Annotated in this window: 13 protein-coding genes; 6 read left to right on the forward strand and 7 right to left on the reverse strand. The window is 47.1% G+C overall.

Annotation, left to right across the window (positions count from 1 at the left end):
* Positions 1 to 106: 106 nt before the first annotated feature.
* Both AC1XUF_RS03005 and AC1XUF_RS03010 read right to left on the reverse strand, forming a co-directional pair.
* The gene (locus AC1XUF_RS03005) at positions 107 to 868 is read right to left on the reverse strand and encodes a DeoR/GlpR family DNA-binding transcription regulator (protein WP_483340172.1); all 762 of its coding nucleotides are present in this window, start codon (positions 866 to 868) and stop codon (positions 107 to 109) included.
* A gap of 50 nt (positions 869 to 918) precedes the next feature.
* Complete coding sequence (locus AC1XUF_RS03010) at positions 919 to 2,307, reverse strand: sensor histidine kinase (protein WP_483340173.1); 1,389 nt, start codon at positions 2,305 to 2,307, stop codon at positions 919 to 921.
* 170 nt (positions 2,308 to 2,477) lie between these two features.
* Between AC1XUF_RS03010 and AC1XUF_RS03015 the strand changes: the two genes are divergently transcribed.
* Positions 2,478 to 4,088, forward strand: coding sequence for an aminotransferase class V-fold PLP-dependent enzyme (locus AC1XUF_RS03015; RefSeq protein ID WP_483340174.1), 1,611 nt, complete (start codon positions 2,478 to 2,480; stop codon positions 4,086 to 4,088).
* 186 nt (positions 4,089 to 4,274) lie between these two features.
* On the opposite strand, the gene ytxJ is transcribed toward AC1XUF_RS03015, so the two are convergent.
* Together ytxJ and AC1XUF_RS03025 are read right to left on the reverse strand one after the other, a co-directional pair.
* A complete protein-coding gene (gene ytxJ / locus AC1XUF_RS03020; RefSeq protein WP_483340175.1) occupies positions 4,275 to 4,616 on the reverse strand; it encodes a bacillithiol system redox-active protein YtxJ in 342 nt (113 codons plus the stop codon).
* Positions 4,617 to 4,716: 100 nt separating this feature from the next.
* On the reverse strand, positions 4,717 to 5,643 hold the full coding sequence (locus AC1XUF_RS03025; protein WP_483340176.1) for a S1C family serine protease: 927 nt from the start codon (positions 5,641 to 5,643) through the stop codon (positions 4,717 to 4,719).
* Between the two features lie 484 nt (positions 5,644 to 6,127).
* Here AC1XUF_RS03025 and AC1XUF_RS03030 point away from each other — a divergent pair, with 484 nt between their 5' ends.
* From AC1XUF_RS03030 to AC1XUF_RS03045, 4 genes are all read left to right on the forward strand, one after another.
* Positions 6,128 to 7,066, forward strand: a complete 939-nt coding sequence (locus AC1XUF_RS03030) for a ring-cleaving dioxygenase (protein WP_483340177.1) — start codon at positions 6,128 to 6,130, stop codon at positions 7,064 to 7,066.
* A gap of 55 nt (positions 7,067 to 7,121) precedes the next feature.
* On the forward strand, positions 7,122 to 7,745 hold the full coding sequence (locus AC1XUF_RS03035; protein WP_483340178.1) for an alpha/beta hydrolase: 624 nt from the start codon (positions 7,122 to 7,124) through the stop codon (positions 7,743 to 7,745).
* Between the two features lie 116 nt (positions 7,746 to 7,861).
* Positions 7,862 to 8,440, forward strand: a complete 579-nt coding sequence (locus tag AC1XUF_RS03040) for a Crp/Fnr family transcriptional regulator (protein WP_483340179.1) — start codon at positions 7,862 to 7,864, stop codon at positions 8,438 to 8,440.
* Between the two features lie 143 nt (positions 8,441 to 8,583).
* Positions 8,584 to 9,048, forward strand: coding sequence for a ferritin-like domain-containing protein (locus AC1XUF_RS03045; RefSeq protein ID WP_483340180.1), 465 nt, complete (start codon positions 8,584 to 8,586; stop codon positions 9,046 to 9,048).
* A 68-nt stretch (positions 9,049 to 9,116) separates the two neighbouring features.
* Here AC1XUF_RS03045 and AC1XUF_RS03050 read toward each other — a convergent pair whose 3' ends face one another.
* Together AC1XUF_RS03050 and AC1XUF_RS03055 are read right to left on the reverse strand one after the other, a co-directional pair.
* A complete protein-coding gene (locus AC1XUF_RS03050) occupies positions 9,117 to 9,392 on the reverse strand; it encodes a hypothetical protein (protein ID WP_483340181.1) in 276 nt (91 codons plus the stop codon).
* 118 nt (positions 9,393 to 9,510) lie between these two features.
* Complete coding sequence (locus tag AC1XUF_RS03055; protein ID WP_483340182.1) at positions 9,511 to 11,139, reverse strand: alpha-amylase family glycosyl hydrolase; 1,629 nt, start codon at positions 11,137 to 11,139, stop codon at positions 9,511 to 9,513.
* 159 nt (positions 11,140 to 11,298) lie between these two features.
* Here AC1XUF_RS03055 and treZ point away from each other — a divergent pair, with 159 nt between their 5' ends.
* Complete coding sequence (treZ, locus tag AC1XUF_RS03060) at positions 11,299 to 13,143, forward strand: malto-oligosyltrehalose trehalohydrolase (RefSeq protein WP_483340183.1); 1,845 nt, start codon at positions 11,299 to 11,301, stop codon at positions 13,141 to 13,143.
* Between the two features lie 7 nt (positions 13,144 to 13,150).
* On the opposite strand, the gene AC1XUF_RS03065 is transcribed toward treZ, so the two are convergent.
* Positions 13,151 to 13,543 carry a cupin domain-containing protein gene (locus tag AC1XUF_RS03065; RefSeq protein ID WP_483340184.1) on the reverse strand — a complete coding sequence of 131 codons (393 nt, stop codon included), beginning with the start codon at positions 13,541 to 13,543 and terminating at the stop codon, positions 13,151 to 13,153.
* Between the last annotated feature and the right edge of the window lie 179 nt (positions 13,544 to 13,722).

A 13,722-nucleotide genomic window follows, 5' to 3' on the forward strand; every position in this document is an offset into this window, starting at 1 on the left:
GCAATGGATGAATAATATGGATGTGATTAGTTTTTTAGCGACAGCTCTGGAAAATTTTCTGAGCGTGCCTGATTGGACGGCGGGCTCTGCCGCTTCGTTTTTGTCATCAGGCGGTGAGTATCCTGCTTACACCGTTTTCGGATAGTCCTTTTTTATGGACGGAACTAATTTCCGAGTCCGTCACCAGGCAGGTTATTTCGGATAATTCCGCAAATTTCAGGTAGCTGTCTTTTCCAATTTTGGATGAATCGGCCAGGAGAATGATATTGTCGGCATTTCTGATCAATGCGGAGGTGATTGTGGACTCAAGCTCGCTATGTGCGGTAAGCCCATTTGCTGCCGAGATTCCGTCGGCTCCTATGAACGCTTTCTGGGCATGGTAGCTGTCGATATGCCTGACAGCCCTTTCCCCGTGGACAGCCTTCCTGGCTTTGTTCAGTTCGCCGCCAATGATGTTGATGTCGATCGTCTGTATATCAATCAGTTCTGCCATGACAGGGAGCGAGTTGGTGATGACCCGCAGGTCATTTTTCTTTTTCAAATAATTGCACATCCGGAAAACCGTGCTGCCGCAATCCAGGAAAATAGTGTCACCGTCTGATACGAGGCCGGCTGCAAGTTTCCCTATCCGGTCTTTCTGTGCATCCCTTAGGCCAGCTTTTTCTACAAAGCTGGTTCGAATCGGATTTTCGGGCTTCATAGCCCCGCCGTGCGTCCTGATCAGCAAGCCTTCGTCAGAAATGTCGTGGAGGTCTCGGCGGATCGTGGCGGGTGACATCGCAAGCTGATCCGACAGCTCGAATACCGATAGGCTGCCCGCTTCGTAAACTGCTGTAAGGATCTTTTTTTTTCTTTCCTGAAAATTCATTGTTGAAACGACATTTGATCAAAACTAATCAAATGTCGTCAGATTGTATACTAGGACAAACCGGTAGGCCAAATGGCTGCATCCTCCATGGTGGGGACGGATATGTAAAATGAAGTTCCTGTTCCCTGGACGCTTTCAAACCAAATCCTGCCGTTCTGCGCTTTAATAAATTCCATGCAAAGCATCAGGCCTAAACCGACACCCTTCTCATTCATTGTGCCGAAACTAGACTGGACGTTGAAGGAAAAAATGGCGTCCTGCTTTTCTGCGGATATGCCAATTCCGTTATCCTGAATGGTGATGACGCAGCTGCTGCCGGTTATTTCCGCCCAAATCCGGATCAGGCCGCCATTGTTGGTGAATTTGATGGCATTGCCGACGATATTTCGCAAAATGAGCTGCATCATGTTGGCATCGGCATAAATCAATATGGCCGGATCGAAATTGTATGCTAATGTGATGTCTTTTCTGGCGGCAATTTCTTTTTCCAGGTTGAGCGTAGATTCGAACAACTTAGCGACGTTGAGGTATTCCAGGCGAGGGGTGATGCCCTGGAGCTGCGACTTGGACCAATCCAGCAGCTTGGAAAGCATAGCCAGGGTATTTTTGGTGGAGCTGAGCAGATCATTCTCGATGTTCAATTTCTGGTTCGGGTCCAAATCGTGCTGTGTCAAAAGTTCAAGGAAATTCTGAATACTTCCCAGCGGCGAGCGCAGGTCGTGTGCGACGATCGACATCAGTTTATTTTTTTCGGCATTAAGCCTTTCAAGCTCTACGTTTTGTTTCAGAATCTGTTCGTTTTTTTCCTCAATGGCTTTGGATTTCTCAATGGCGGAAGCCTTTTCGTTTTCATAGCTGACACGTATGTAATCTATACAGAAATAAGTGATTACGGCAACTACGGCATAAGCAGATATATGGTCAACAAATCTGCTAAACCTGCTCTCATAAGTATATGGTACGACGGTCGGCATGTAATACTCGGCCAATTCGAGCAGGATCACAATGCTTATGTTGACGGGAATCCAGAATTTGTACTGGTTAACTGGGCTGATTCCTATGCTGATGAGCAGGAATAAAAGAAAAAAGAGGTCGGTAGGTCCCTGCTGCCCTGAGTTCAAAAAGTAATTGACGAAAAACAGTACCAGGCCAAGAATGTTGAAAATAAAGATGCTAATTTTTACCTGATGCCTGAAAAGGGAGGCGTAATACAGCGCACCTGCTATTATCAGAACAAACAGGCTGACAGCGGCTACCTCCGGTAAGCCTATGAAGTAATTGAACGGAACATTATAGCAAAGAGCAAAAATGGATATCAGGCAAACAGAATGAAAAATTCGTGCATTCAGCGGAAACTGACCCGGGTCCCCTGACAGGTTGACCCAAAGTTTGTAGAAATATGATTTAGGAGGCAAGTCGATGATTTTTTCTTTCCACAAATATAATATTGCTTGTTTTTATTACAGACAGTAAAAATAATTAAATCAGCGCTCGTTTTCAGCCTTGCTTAATTTCGGGAAACTCGTTATCGAGATACTTCGATTTCCTATATTTGGACTACACATCGTTCAAATCCAAATTATTCCTCATACTCCTATTGAAAAAGTTAATGAAACGCAGAGAAGCAATCAAAGATTTATCGTTACTTCCTCTTGCAGGAACCGTCCTGCTCCCGTCCGGATCGGATAAGGAAATTGGGAACAGAGCTCCGGCGACAGCTGCCAGCAAAGAGATTTATCAGGCTATTGGTGTAGAACCCATTATCAATTGCCGCGGAACATTCACCATTATAGGCGGCTCTATAGAACGGCCCGAGGTGCGTGCTGCGATGGATGCGGCCGCGCAGGTTTTCGTGCAGTACGACGAGCTGGCATTTGGTGCGGGGAAACGTCTGGCCGAGCTGACGGGAGCAGAGTGGGGAATGGTATCGGCTGGCTGCGCCGCGGGATTGAAACATGTGACGGTTGCATGTGTGACGGGCGGTAATCCCGAAAAGCTGGTACGTATCCCGGATCTGGCAGGATTTGAGAAAACGGAGGTGATCGTTCCCAGATATTCGCGCAATGTATACGACCATGCGCTGCGCAATGTAGGCGTCAAACTGATCACGGTTGACTCTATCGACGAACTCGAGAAAGCGATCAGCCCCCGAACCGCACAGATTTATCTGATGGCCTGTGACCAATCCATGAGCGGCCCGATGTCCCTGGAGGCGATTTCTAAAATTGCAAAGCCCAAAAATATCCCTATTCTGATCGACGCTGCTGCGGAAAATCTTACTATACCGAACGTTCATTTGAAGATGGGCGCCGATGTTGTCGTTTATAGTGGGGGAAAGGCGCTATGCGGGCCTCAATGCGCAGGCCTTGTATTAGGAAGAAAGGACCTTCTGATGTCTGCATGGCAGGCAAGTGCGCCGCACCATGGTCCTGGTCGGGATAACAAGGTGGGTCGTGAAGAAACAATGGGAATGGTGGCGGCGGTTGAAGCCTGGACAAAGCGTGACCACGCAGGAGAATGGAAGAGATGGCTTTCGTGGCTGGATAGCATTTCCAAAAAGGTAACCACCGTCGATTCCGTTAAAACGACGGTGATTGAGCCCAAAGAGCTTTCTAACAGAACCCCGGTACTTAAGGTAGCCTGGGACGCATCCAAACTGAATATCACCGGCGAAGAAGTAGCAGAACTTTTCGGCCGTACGAAACCGCGTATCGCGCTGGGGGGTGGCAGCAGTGAAAAGGAGACATTTGTTACGATTACGACCGGCCAGATGCAACCGGGTGACGAGCAAGTGGTAGCAGGGAGGCTGGTGGAAGTTCTGTCCCAGAAACGTACTGGCCAAAAAGCCGAAATGGCTGCGGCAGCAGTCTCACTCAAAGGACATTGGGAAGCGGATATCGAGTTCTTTTCAAGTACGAGTAAGCACACTTTAATGATTGAGCAGGAAGGTAACTGGCTGAACGGCTCTCATAAAGGAGAATTTAGCGTACGTGAACTACAGGGAACAGTTGAGGGCAACGAATTCAAAATGCGCAGCACCGACCGTCAGCCTGCAGATGCGATTACCTTCTTGTTTTCAGGTACAGTTAAAGATGACGTGATGACCGGGTCCATTTATATGGGGGAGTATATGACAGCCAAGTTCACGGCAAAGAGATATAAATTCAAGTACAAGAGGGAAAAAGTATTTATTCCATCGGGCCCGCCGCTTGCGACCTAGTTCGATTAACAACAGAAAGAGCAGCCTGCTGGCTGCTCTTTTGCGTTTGTCTATGATGAAGTGTTTTAAATTTGATCGCTGCAAAAATATGGAATAATTCCTTTTATATGGAAATAATCCACATAAAATTTAAAAAACGGGTCCCCGGCGTCATCAAGCAATTTTCATTTTTGAAACAGGGGTTGCTCAAACCTGCGCAGGTACGGCGCTAAGGGTGTTTTTTAAAGAAATGGCTTCATGGGATGCGTCGAAAACACATTCGCCGTTTTTCACCACCAATATCTGCGGTGACTGGTGCACAACACCAAAGTTATCTGCAATGGCCATGGATTCTTTCCGGTTGCTGATGACATCCACGATGTAGAGGGGGATGTCGATATGCGGCGCGGCGCTCACATCGGATTTTAATTGTCGGTATGCCATCAGGCTGGTCATACACCTCGGGCTATGCTTATAAATAATCGAGTATTCGGACGATTTCCGAATCTTCTCCACTTCTTCCTCACTATTGATTGTAATCCAGTTCATATTGAATTGAGAATGTCCATTACTCAGCTAACACGAATTAATTGCTTTTTCATTCCCGGCTGCGTCAGAAAATGCATTTTGATAATATTGAGCAGGGTGCCTAACCTTTTTTCTCTACCGGCACAACGATAAAATTCAACAGTTCTGTGTGACGGATCACGGAGATATCGGTGATGTCGAGGATCTCCCTGTGCGTGAGCTCCTTGAATAACTCGTTGGAATTGCTGACGACTTTATTGTTGAATGACACAATGATATCTCCTTCTAACAATTGGGACCGGGAAGCGGGTGTGTTGGGCTCAATGCGTGTGATAAAAACACCTCCGCGGTTTGGAAGCTTGTAGTGCTGCCTAACCTTCTCATGGATGGGTACATCCTGTAACTGGAGACCTAGGTAAGCTTTAAAAACTTTACCGTCACGGATGATCTGTTGCGCTATTTCTTTCGCCGTGTTAATATCCACCGAAAAGCTCAAGCCTTGTGCCCCCTGGATAACCGCGGTGTTGACGCCGATGACCTCTCCGTCCGTGTTAATCATAGGTCCGCCGGAGTTGCCCGGATTCAGCGCAGCGTCGGACTGGATCACATTGTCTACCATTCTCCCCGACTGTGTCTGTAGGGTCCTGCCCAGCGCACTTACCACGCCGGTGGTTACCGTGTGCTGGAAGCCGTAGGGGTTGCCAATTGCAATTACAAATTGGCCTATCTGCAATTCGCTGGTATCTCCCAGCTTTGCCACCGAATGTCCCTGTGCATATATTTTAAGGATCGCGAGATCTGTATCCGGGTCTTTACCAATCAGAGTGGCTTCTATCTCGTTTTCGTTCAGGAGACTTACCATGATTTTCTCTGCACCCTCCACCACGTGGCTATTGGTAAAAACGAAGCCGTCGGAAGAAAATATGAAGCCCGAGCCCGAGCCTGCGGGCCGTAGTTTGCCGTTTACTGTTTTATAAATGTCAATTTTAATTACTGCGTTTTTGATCTTGTCAACAGCGCCAATAATCATGGTCGAAAAGGTATCCATAGCGATTGAGTTTGCTTTGCATTGCCGGAACAAAAAGTTATCCAGCATATTTTTAATGCCAATTTGACTTAGCCTCTCAGCTGGCTGCGCCAAAAAGGCATCATGATCGTGTGCTTGTCTTCATTTTCCAACTTATGGACAAGTGGCCGTCCAGGTTTTCTGCCGCAGAGATAAAGCACATTTTGAATGCGCCCAATTTGAATGCGTCCAATATTTGGCGGAAATATTTCGACGCATTTAGGAAGTGTCAGGCTAGCATCAAGGCAAGTCTGAATGCGATTACCAGACACTTAATTCCTTTGAGGTCACATGCGGAAGGCGGGCAGGCCAGTGGGCGGAGGCTCCTATTTACCGGAGGGGAAGCGCCTGATCCTTTTTCAAGAATTTTTCAACAACACGTTTTTCTTGTCCTAGTTCAATGATCTGTGGCCCGGGGGCGTGCTACATTTGTATCATTAAAACGAAATATAAACAGAAGACGATCATGGAAAATACAATCAACGGGATACATCACATTACAGCCATTGCCGGTGATGCTAAAAGAAATTACGATTTCTATACCCGCATTTTGGGATTAAGAATGGTTAAAAAAACGGTCAATTTCGATGACCCCAATACCTACCACTTTTACTACGGCGACGGTGTCGGAACACCTGGTACGATACTTACCTTTTTCCCATGGGGAAGCCAGATACCCGCCGGCAGGAGAGGGACCCGGCAGGTAACAGAGATCGGTTACTCCGTACCGGAAGGAAGCCTTGATTTCTGGCAAAAAAGATTTGAAGCCAATGGTATCACGTATAATAAAGTTTCGGAGAAATTCGGTGAGAAGTACCTGACCTTCCTTGACCACGACGGACTGAAATTTGAATTGACGGAGCCCAAAACAGCGGATAACCGTACTCCATGGGAAACAGGGGAAGTGACCGCCGAAAATGCCACACGCGGGTTTCACCACATCACGATTACCAGCAACAAAATTGAAGAAACAGCCAAAATCCTAACGGACATTTTTGGGTATAAACTGGCTGAAACACATGTAAACCGTTTCAGGTTTGTAACCGATGCCGTGGAAACAGCCGCAATTGTAGATCTTGTTGAGGTGCCTGGTGAAAGGGCTGGACATGTTGCGGGAGGTTCGGTACACCATGTGGCTTTCCGTGTGGCGAACGACGATATTTTAATGGAGTTCCGGAAGAAAATCGTGGAAGCCGGCTACCAGATTACCGATAAAATCGACAGGAATTATTTTTATTCCCTTTATTTCAGGGAGCCAGGCGGCGTTTTATTTGAAATTGCCAGCGATAACCCAGGATTTGCTACGGATGAGACAGTAGAAACATTGGGTTCAGGTTTGATGCTGCCGCCTCAATATGAGCCAAGAAGGGCGCAGATAGAGCAGATCCTTCCGGCTTTAAATTAGTGATAGGTGCGTGGCAACCACGCACCTGCTTATTTCACTTAATCATTCAAACATTATGTACACCCATCATAAAAACTTCATAACCAGCGGAGTGATTGCATCGGAAGCAAAAAAGGCGATGATTATGCTCCACGGCCGGGGAGGTTCGGCACAGGACATCCTGTCCCTTCAGCGGTTATTGAACCTGGACGGAATGGCCATTTATGCGCCCCAGGCGACAAACAATAGCTGGTATCCGTACAGCTTCATGGCCCCCGTAGCACAGAACCAGCCAGCGCTGGACTCTGCGCTGGGAGTGGTTGATCAGCTGGTTTCCGAAATAGAATCTGCAGGTATCGCAACCGAAAAGATCTTTTTTGCAGGATTTTCCCAGGGAGCCTGTCTTACCCTGGAATATGTTTCCAGGAATGCAAAGCGCTACGGGGGGATAATTGCTTTTACCGGCGGCTTAGTCGGCGAGCATTTGAACGAAGCCAGTTACAAAGGGGATTTCGGCCAGACGCCGGTATTCATCTCCACGGGAGATCCCGATCCGCACGTGCCGGTCTCCAGGGTGAAGGAGAGTATCGCAGTCATGGAAAGGTTGAATGCATTCGTTACCTATGCGATTTATCCAGGTCGGCCACATACGATCTCACCGGATGAGGTCAAGCTGGCCAACAGCCATATTTTGCATTGATCTGCTGCTAAGTTTTATTTGAAACCCTTCTTTCGGCGAACAACATCCGGTTCAATCCCAAAAAAAGATACTTTTATCCTCGTATTTATAAGCGGATCATTTATCTAACCGGATGTATGTTTGAAAAAATAAACAGCTATGCATTAAAGTGCATGCCTTTTTCCACCCAGGATCTCCAATATTTCGATTCGCTTCTTCAGTTCAAGAAATTTCCCAAGAAAACATTTTTGCTGCTGGAAGGCGAAGTATGCAGATTTGAAGCGTATATCTTAAAAGGCTGCATTAGGACGTACTACATTGATGGGACGGGCGCAGAGGTTACTTTACAATTTGCGATTGAGGACTGGTGGGTGAGCGATATCACGAGTTTTCAGTATCAGACACCCAGTCATGTTTACATTGAGACACTTGAAGATTGCGAGTTGCTCATACTCTCGCCCGAAAATAAAGAGGAGCTATTGGCGAAGGTCACCGGATTTGAAAGAATGTTCAGGTTAATGGTCCAGCGCAATCTTGCTCAGACGCAGGAAAGGCTGTTCAGGACAATCTCAACCAGTGCGGTTGAAAAGTACCTGGATTTTTTAAACCGTTACCCCACGATTCCCCACCGGGTTGCCCAGCATTATATTGCATCATATCTCGGTTTTTCGCCCGAATTCCTCAGTAAAGTCAGGCGAAAACTTAGTGTCGGGTGATGGCCCGGCGGTTACTTTTTCGCCTGCGCGACTATACGGCGCAAAAACCTCCCCAAAACTCCTTCTTCAGGGCGCTTCTGAACGCTCTGACGCGTTGGAACAATAATTTTTGAAATGAGACCATAACCAAACATGCAATTGTCATGGCACATAATTCAGAAGTAGTAGAAGTGTTAAACGATTTGATCCTTATTAATAACGACAGGGTAGAGGGGTATAAAAAAGCCTACGATGAGGCAGATCAGTCTGATTCTGATTTGAGAACGTTGTATAATAACCTCGCAGATCATAGCAGACAACACGCATCTGAACTGGCTACTGAGGTGACGTCCCTGGGTGGTGAACCAGCAACGGGAACGATGCTTTCAGGAAAATTATACAGGACCTGGATGGATGTGAAGGCTGCTTTCAGTAGCAATGATCGCCAGACTTCTTTGGAAAACTCCGAATTTGGAGAGGATGCTGCACAGAAAGCCTACGAAACGGCTCTTAAATCGGACGAACTGACTCCGGATCTGAGGTCACTGATTACCCAACAAAAAGCCACTTTAAAAAGCGGTCACGATACAATCAAACGTCTTCGTGATGCCGAGAAAGTGCTGAACTAAAAAATTACCACTTCATCAATAAACGAAAGGTGGCCGGTTAATCCGGCCACCTTTTTTTATCTCCATCATTATCGTTTGGGCAGTTGATCGTCGTGTTTTTTACTGGTCGAGTCTGCGTTGAGGTTGGACTGGTTCGTTGGGTAACCCAGGCTATCGTCCTGATTGTCCTCGTTGGTTCCCAGGGCGGCTTTGCTCTCTGCGCCGCTGCTATCATTGGGCGTTGTTTGTGAGGCACTTCCCGAACCAGCGCTGCCTTCGGTGTCGTTCTTTTCGGTCCCGCAGGAAGTGAACGTCAGGCATATTGAAAACGCCAGCATGGTACTGGCCAACTTGATACTTTTCATGATTTTTAAGTTTAACTGATGAATTAAGATAAATGATGTATTGATTCTGTAAAGAGCATATCATATCAGCAAATGCCGGTGGTTCGAATGGCAGCGTTGCTGAAAAACGGAGATGTCCTTATTTTAATCGGATAACCAACCCTTCGTCCCCGCCAAGTGTTATTACATCTTCAACATGCATTCCTATCCGCTCATTTTCAGTGCTTAGAGAAACTACACCTTCGTAAAAGCCTTTTTTGGGCTTAAAGTAACCCGGCCTGTGACTCAGGTTAAGGATGATCAGGAATTTCTCATCATTGTATGCGCGGATGTAGGAAATAAGTTGTGAATCCGAATACACAGGACTATAGCTCCCTACATTCAACGCAGGGCTATCTTTCCTGAGTTTGATGAGCTTGGTATAGAAAGTAAGGGTGGAATAGGGGTTATTTTTTTGTGTTTCGACGTTGACCCGCGCTGAATTGTATGGTAGACGCAACCAGGGCTTATGCATTGAAAAGCCACCATATATTTCTTCATTCCATTGCATTGGCGTTCTTGCCGGGTCACGGCTCACATTGAGATCTGGCATGTTAAGACCCTGCGGATCAATGATTTCATTCATTGGAATCGGCACGTCCCGCATGCCAATCTCGTCACCATAATAGATGGTGGGTGTGCCCCTTAATGTCAGTAACATCATGGCTGCGACCTTCGCCTGGGAGCGACCGATCCTGCTGGCAATCCGGGGTTTATCATGGTTTCCCAGTACCCAGTTAGGCCAGCCTTCCGAAGGCAGTGCACCCTCGTACTGGTCGATCGCCATGGCGATCTGGGTGGAATCCCAGGGAAGCGTCAGTAGCTGAAAGTTGAAAGGCAAATGTGCACCTTTGTTGTCTTGCCCATAATACGTAACCAGTTTGTGAATAGGCAGATAAATCTCTCCTATCAGAACACGCTCGTCATATTGATCCAGCAGTTGCCGCATCATCCTGACAATATCGTGCACCTCAGGCTGATCGGTAGAATAAACTGGCAGATAATGGTCGTATATCAAATCCTCGGGGTTGAATTTTGAATCCGGCGAAGGAGGGTTGTCCCTTAGCTGCCGATCCTTGATCATGTGCCACATCACATCCACTCTGAACCCATCAATTCCTTTGTCCAGCCAGAAGCGCATTACATCCAGCATGGCTTCCTGCATTTCTGGATTGCGCCAGTTCAGGTCCGGTTGCTCCTTCAAAAATGCATGATAATAGTATTGGCCGGTTTGATTATCCCACTCCCAGGCGTGCCCACCGAAAACACTTAACCAATTATTGGGCAAGGATCCGTCTTCTCGGGCATCCTGCCAGATATACCAGTTCCTTTTTGGATTGTCGCGAGACGACTTGCTTTCCAGAAACCAGGGGTGCTGGTCGGAAGTGTGGTTGGGAACGAGATCCAGCAGTAGTTTCATTCCCCGGCTATGTACCTCATGAAGCAACTCATCGAAATCGTCCATATTTCCGAATAACGGGTGTATTCCGCAGTAATCTGAAATATCGTAGCCAAAGTCGGCCATGGGGGAGGGGTACACAGGAGAGAGCCACACACAATCGATCCCAAGCCACTGGAGATAGTCAAGACGGCTTATAATACCTTTGAGATCACCGATACCATCCCTGTTGGAATCCTGAAAAGACCTTGGGTAAATCTGATATATTACTCCCTGCTGCCACCACAAATGTTGTTTTTCGACGATAGTTGCTGTGCTTGTTTGCTCCATAATCATTGCTTTTTAGTAACACAAGTAGGGGATCTCCTTAAAAAATCAAGCCTGCAAGCTTGCTTGTTTCGTTGATCAAGTTGCCTGACACTACGAAAACCCTAAATGGCATAATTTTTAAGAAGTTGGAAGCCGGATCAGGCTAAAAGTATTCATTCAATGGGCAGAGTCGGCGCGCACTTTCAACATAACCATGTAACCTTTACGGTCTGGGCACCTGAAAAGGATCGGGTCAAATTGCATCTGGAAACTCCGGGTAGGCAGCAGGTGGATATGCTCCCAACAGGAGACGGATATTTTGAAATCCAGTTGCCCGACATTCCGGCCGGTACCAGGTATTTTTTTGCTCCCGATCATGGAAACACTTATCCTGACCCGGCGTCTCACTATCAGCCAGAAGGTGTTCATGGCCCTTCCGAGGTTGTAGATCACGAAAGTTTTAAATGGGACGATGCCTTCTGGAAAGGTTTGGCGAGGGATGAGCTGATATTATATGAATTGCATGTCGGCACTTTCACACCGGAAGGAACATTTGAGGCAATCATTCCACGCCTCGGGCAACTTGCCGAAACCGGCATAAATGTAATTGAGCTTATGCCTGTTTCGGAGTTTTCCGGGAGCCGTAACTGGGGTTATGACGGTGTTTACCCTTACTCGGTTCATAGCGCTTACGGTGGACCGGATGGTCTGAAAAAGCTGGTCAACGCTGCCCATCGAAAAGGGATTGCCGTGATTCTGGATGTGGTATTCAATCACCTGGGACCGGAGGGCAATTACCTATCAGAATTTGGCCCGTATTTTACAGATACTTATTCGACGCCGTGGGGCAAAGCCATCAACATGGATGGTGAATGGTCAGACGGGGTACGTGCCTATTTTTCCGACGCTGTTTTACACTGGTATGACCTGTACCACCTGGACGGCCTCCGGGTAGATGCGATACACACCGTATACGACAATGGCGCGGTGCATTTCTGGGAGCTGGTCAGCCAAAAGCTGGAAAACGCCCGACAGAAAAATGGGCATTCCTTTCATCTCATCGCGGAAAGTGATCTGAATAGCCCGAAAGTAGTGAAAGCTCCGGAATATGGTGGGTACGGCTTCACCAGTCAGTGGCTGGACGATTTTCACCACGCCCTGTACGTATTATTGGATGAAAACGGACAAAGCAGATATCGGGATTTTGGAAAAATTGAGCAATTGGGTAAAGCCTATACCGATGGCTTCGTCCATAGCGGGGAATTTGTAAACTTCCGGAAACGCCGGCACGGTGCATCGTCGGCAGGAATATCGGGAGACAGATTTATTGTCTTTAATCAAAATCACGACCAGATTGGTAACCGCATAGGAGGAGAAAGGCTGAGCGCCCTGGTTGATTTCAGCAGGCAAAAGGTTGCGACCGCGGCGATGCTTCTTTCACCTTATTTGCCGATGTTCTTTATGGGGGAAGAATATGGAGAGGACAATCCGTTTTTCTATTTCGTGAGCCATACGGAGAAAGAGCTCATTGAGAAGGTTGTTGAAGGAAGGAAAAAGGAATTTGAAAAATTTGACTGGGGTCGCGATCCCCTTAACCCGCAAGAGGAGGAAACATTTGAAAAGTCGAAACTGGATTGGGAGAAGCAGGGACATGGCAAGTACCTCATTATGAGGGAGTGGACTTCCAGGTTGATCAGGCTAAGGAAAACCAATCACGCGCTCAGAAATTTCAGGAAAAATGATGTTCGTGTCAATTTGCTTGGGGAGAAAGCATTTGTACTGCACAGGGCCAGCGCCGATCAGGAGGTGGAACTCGCCTGTCTTTTCAATCTTTCGGACGAAACGGTTACTTGGACTTTCCCCTCCCGCCAGCCCCAATGGACTTTATTGCTGGATTCTACGGAGCAGGAATGGGATGAAGATGCTGTCAGGTCACAACCACTGGATCAATCACCGATGAATATTGCTTACAAAGTGTCGGTAAACGGCGTAGGTGTGAAAGTGCTTTTAGCAGCGAAAAAATAAACCTGGGTCAACCTCTGTAGGTGGTGATCAATATCTCGGCGTCGTTCAAAGCTTTGATAGAATGCGCGACATGCGCATGAAAACTCATCATCTGGCCCATCGTCGTATAAAACACGCGGCCTTCGGTCTCCACTCTAAGCTCGCCACGCAGGACCTGAAAAGTGAGGTATTCTTCAATAGCATGATCGTTTACCAGCGCTCCGGCTTTGAGTATTGCAAGGACAATGGTTATTTTTTCGGACTTATAAATCGTGATTGCGTTCCGGTCGTTTTTCGTCCACGACTTTTCGTTTTTAAGCTGGTCGAGGTACATTTGGATGTCACTGAATACATACGGCGCATTCAGGATCCTGTCTCCGCCGGGACGGCTTTCCGTAGCGTGATTTGACTTGACTTCCATAGTTCAGTTGGATTAATGGTGACAAAGATATTTCCAAAAAAAATGATGCCATTTTATGGGCAGTAGGGAGATGCTGCTAAGGTAGCATGGTACTAATATATATAGAAATATTAACAATTGAGGATAGGTAAAACTGCAGCCTGAGCAGCTCGTTCAAATGTGTTGGGCGGCACAGTTTT

The organism is Dyadobacter sp. HNCC25DJ185 (assembly GCF_056895195.1).

What these genes read in the sequence shown, in the direction of transcription:
- AC1XUF_RS03030 (WP_483340177.1), top strand. Translation starts at nt 6,128, where the DNA reads ATGGAAAATACAATCAACGGGATACATCACATTACAGCCATTGCCGGT.
- AC1XUF_RS03055 (WP_483340182.1), bottom strand. Translation starts at nt 11,139, where the DNA reads ATGGAGCAAACAAGCACAGCAACTATCGTCGAAAAACAACATTTGTGG.
- AC1XUF_RS03040 (WP_483340179.1), top strand. Translation starts at nt 7,862, where the DNA reads ATGTTTGAAAAAATAAACAGCTATGCATTAAAGTGCATGCCTTTTTCC.
- AC1XUF_RS03005 (WP_483340172.1), bottom strand. Translation starts at nt 868, where the DNA reads ATGAATTTTCAGGAAAGAAAAAAAAAGATCCTTACAGCAGTTTACGAA.
- AC1XUF_RS03015 (WP_483340174.1), top strand. Translation starts at nt 2,478, where the DNA reads ATGAAACGCAGAGAAGCAATCAAAGATTTATCGTTACTTCCTCTTGCA.
- AC1XUF_RS03025 (WP_483340176.1), bottom strand. Translation starts at nt 5,643, where the DNA reads ATGGATACCTTTTCGACCATGATTATTGGCGCTGTTGACAAGATCAAA.
- ytxJ (WP_483340175.1), bottom strand. Translation starts at nt 4,616, where the DNA reads ATGAACTGGATTACAATCAATAGTGAGGAAGAAGTGGAGAAGATTCGG.
- treZ (WP_483340183.1), top strand. Translation starts at nt 11,299, where the DNA reads ATGGGCAGAGTCGGCGCGCACTTTCAACATAACCATGTAACCTTTACG.
- AC1XUF_RS03035 (WP_483340178.1), top strand. Translation starts at nt 7,122, where the DNA reads ATGTACACCCATCATAAAAACTTCATAACCAGCGGAGTGATTGCATCG.
- AC1XUF_RS03045 (WP_483340180.1), top strand. Translation starts at nt 8,584, where the DNA reads ATGGCACATAATTCAGAAGTAGTAGAAGTGTTAAACGATTTGATCCTT.
- AC1XUF_RS03050 (WP_483340181.1), bottom strand. Translation starts at nt 9,392, where the DNA reads ATGAAAAGTATCAAGTTGGCCAGTACCATGCTGGCGTTTTCAATATGC.
- AC1XUF_RS03065 (WP_483340184.1), bottom strand. Translation starts at nt 13,543, where the DNA reads ATGGAAGTCAAGTCAAATCACGCTACGGAAAGCCGTCCCGGCGGAGAC.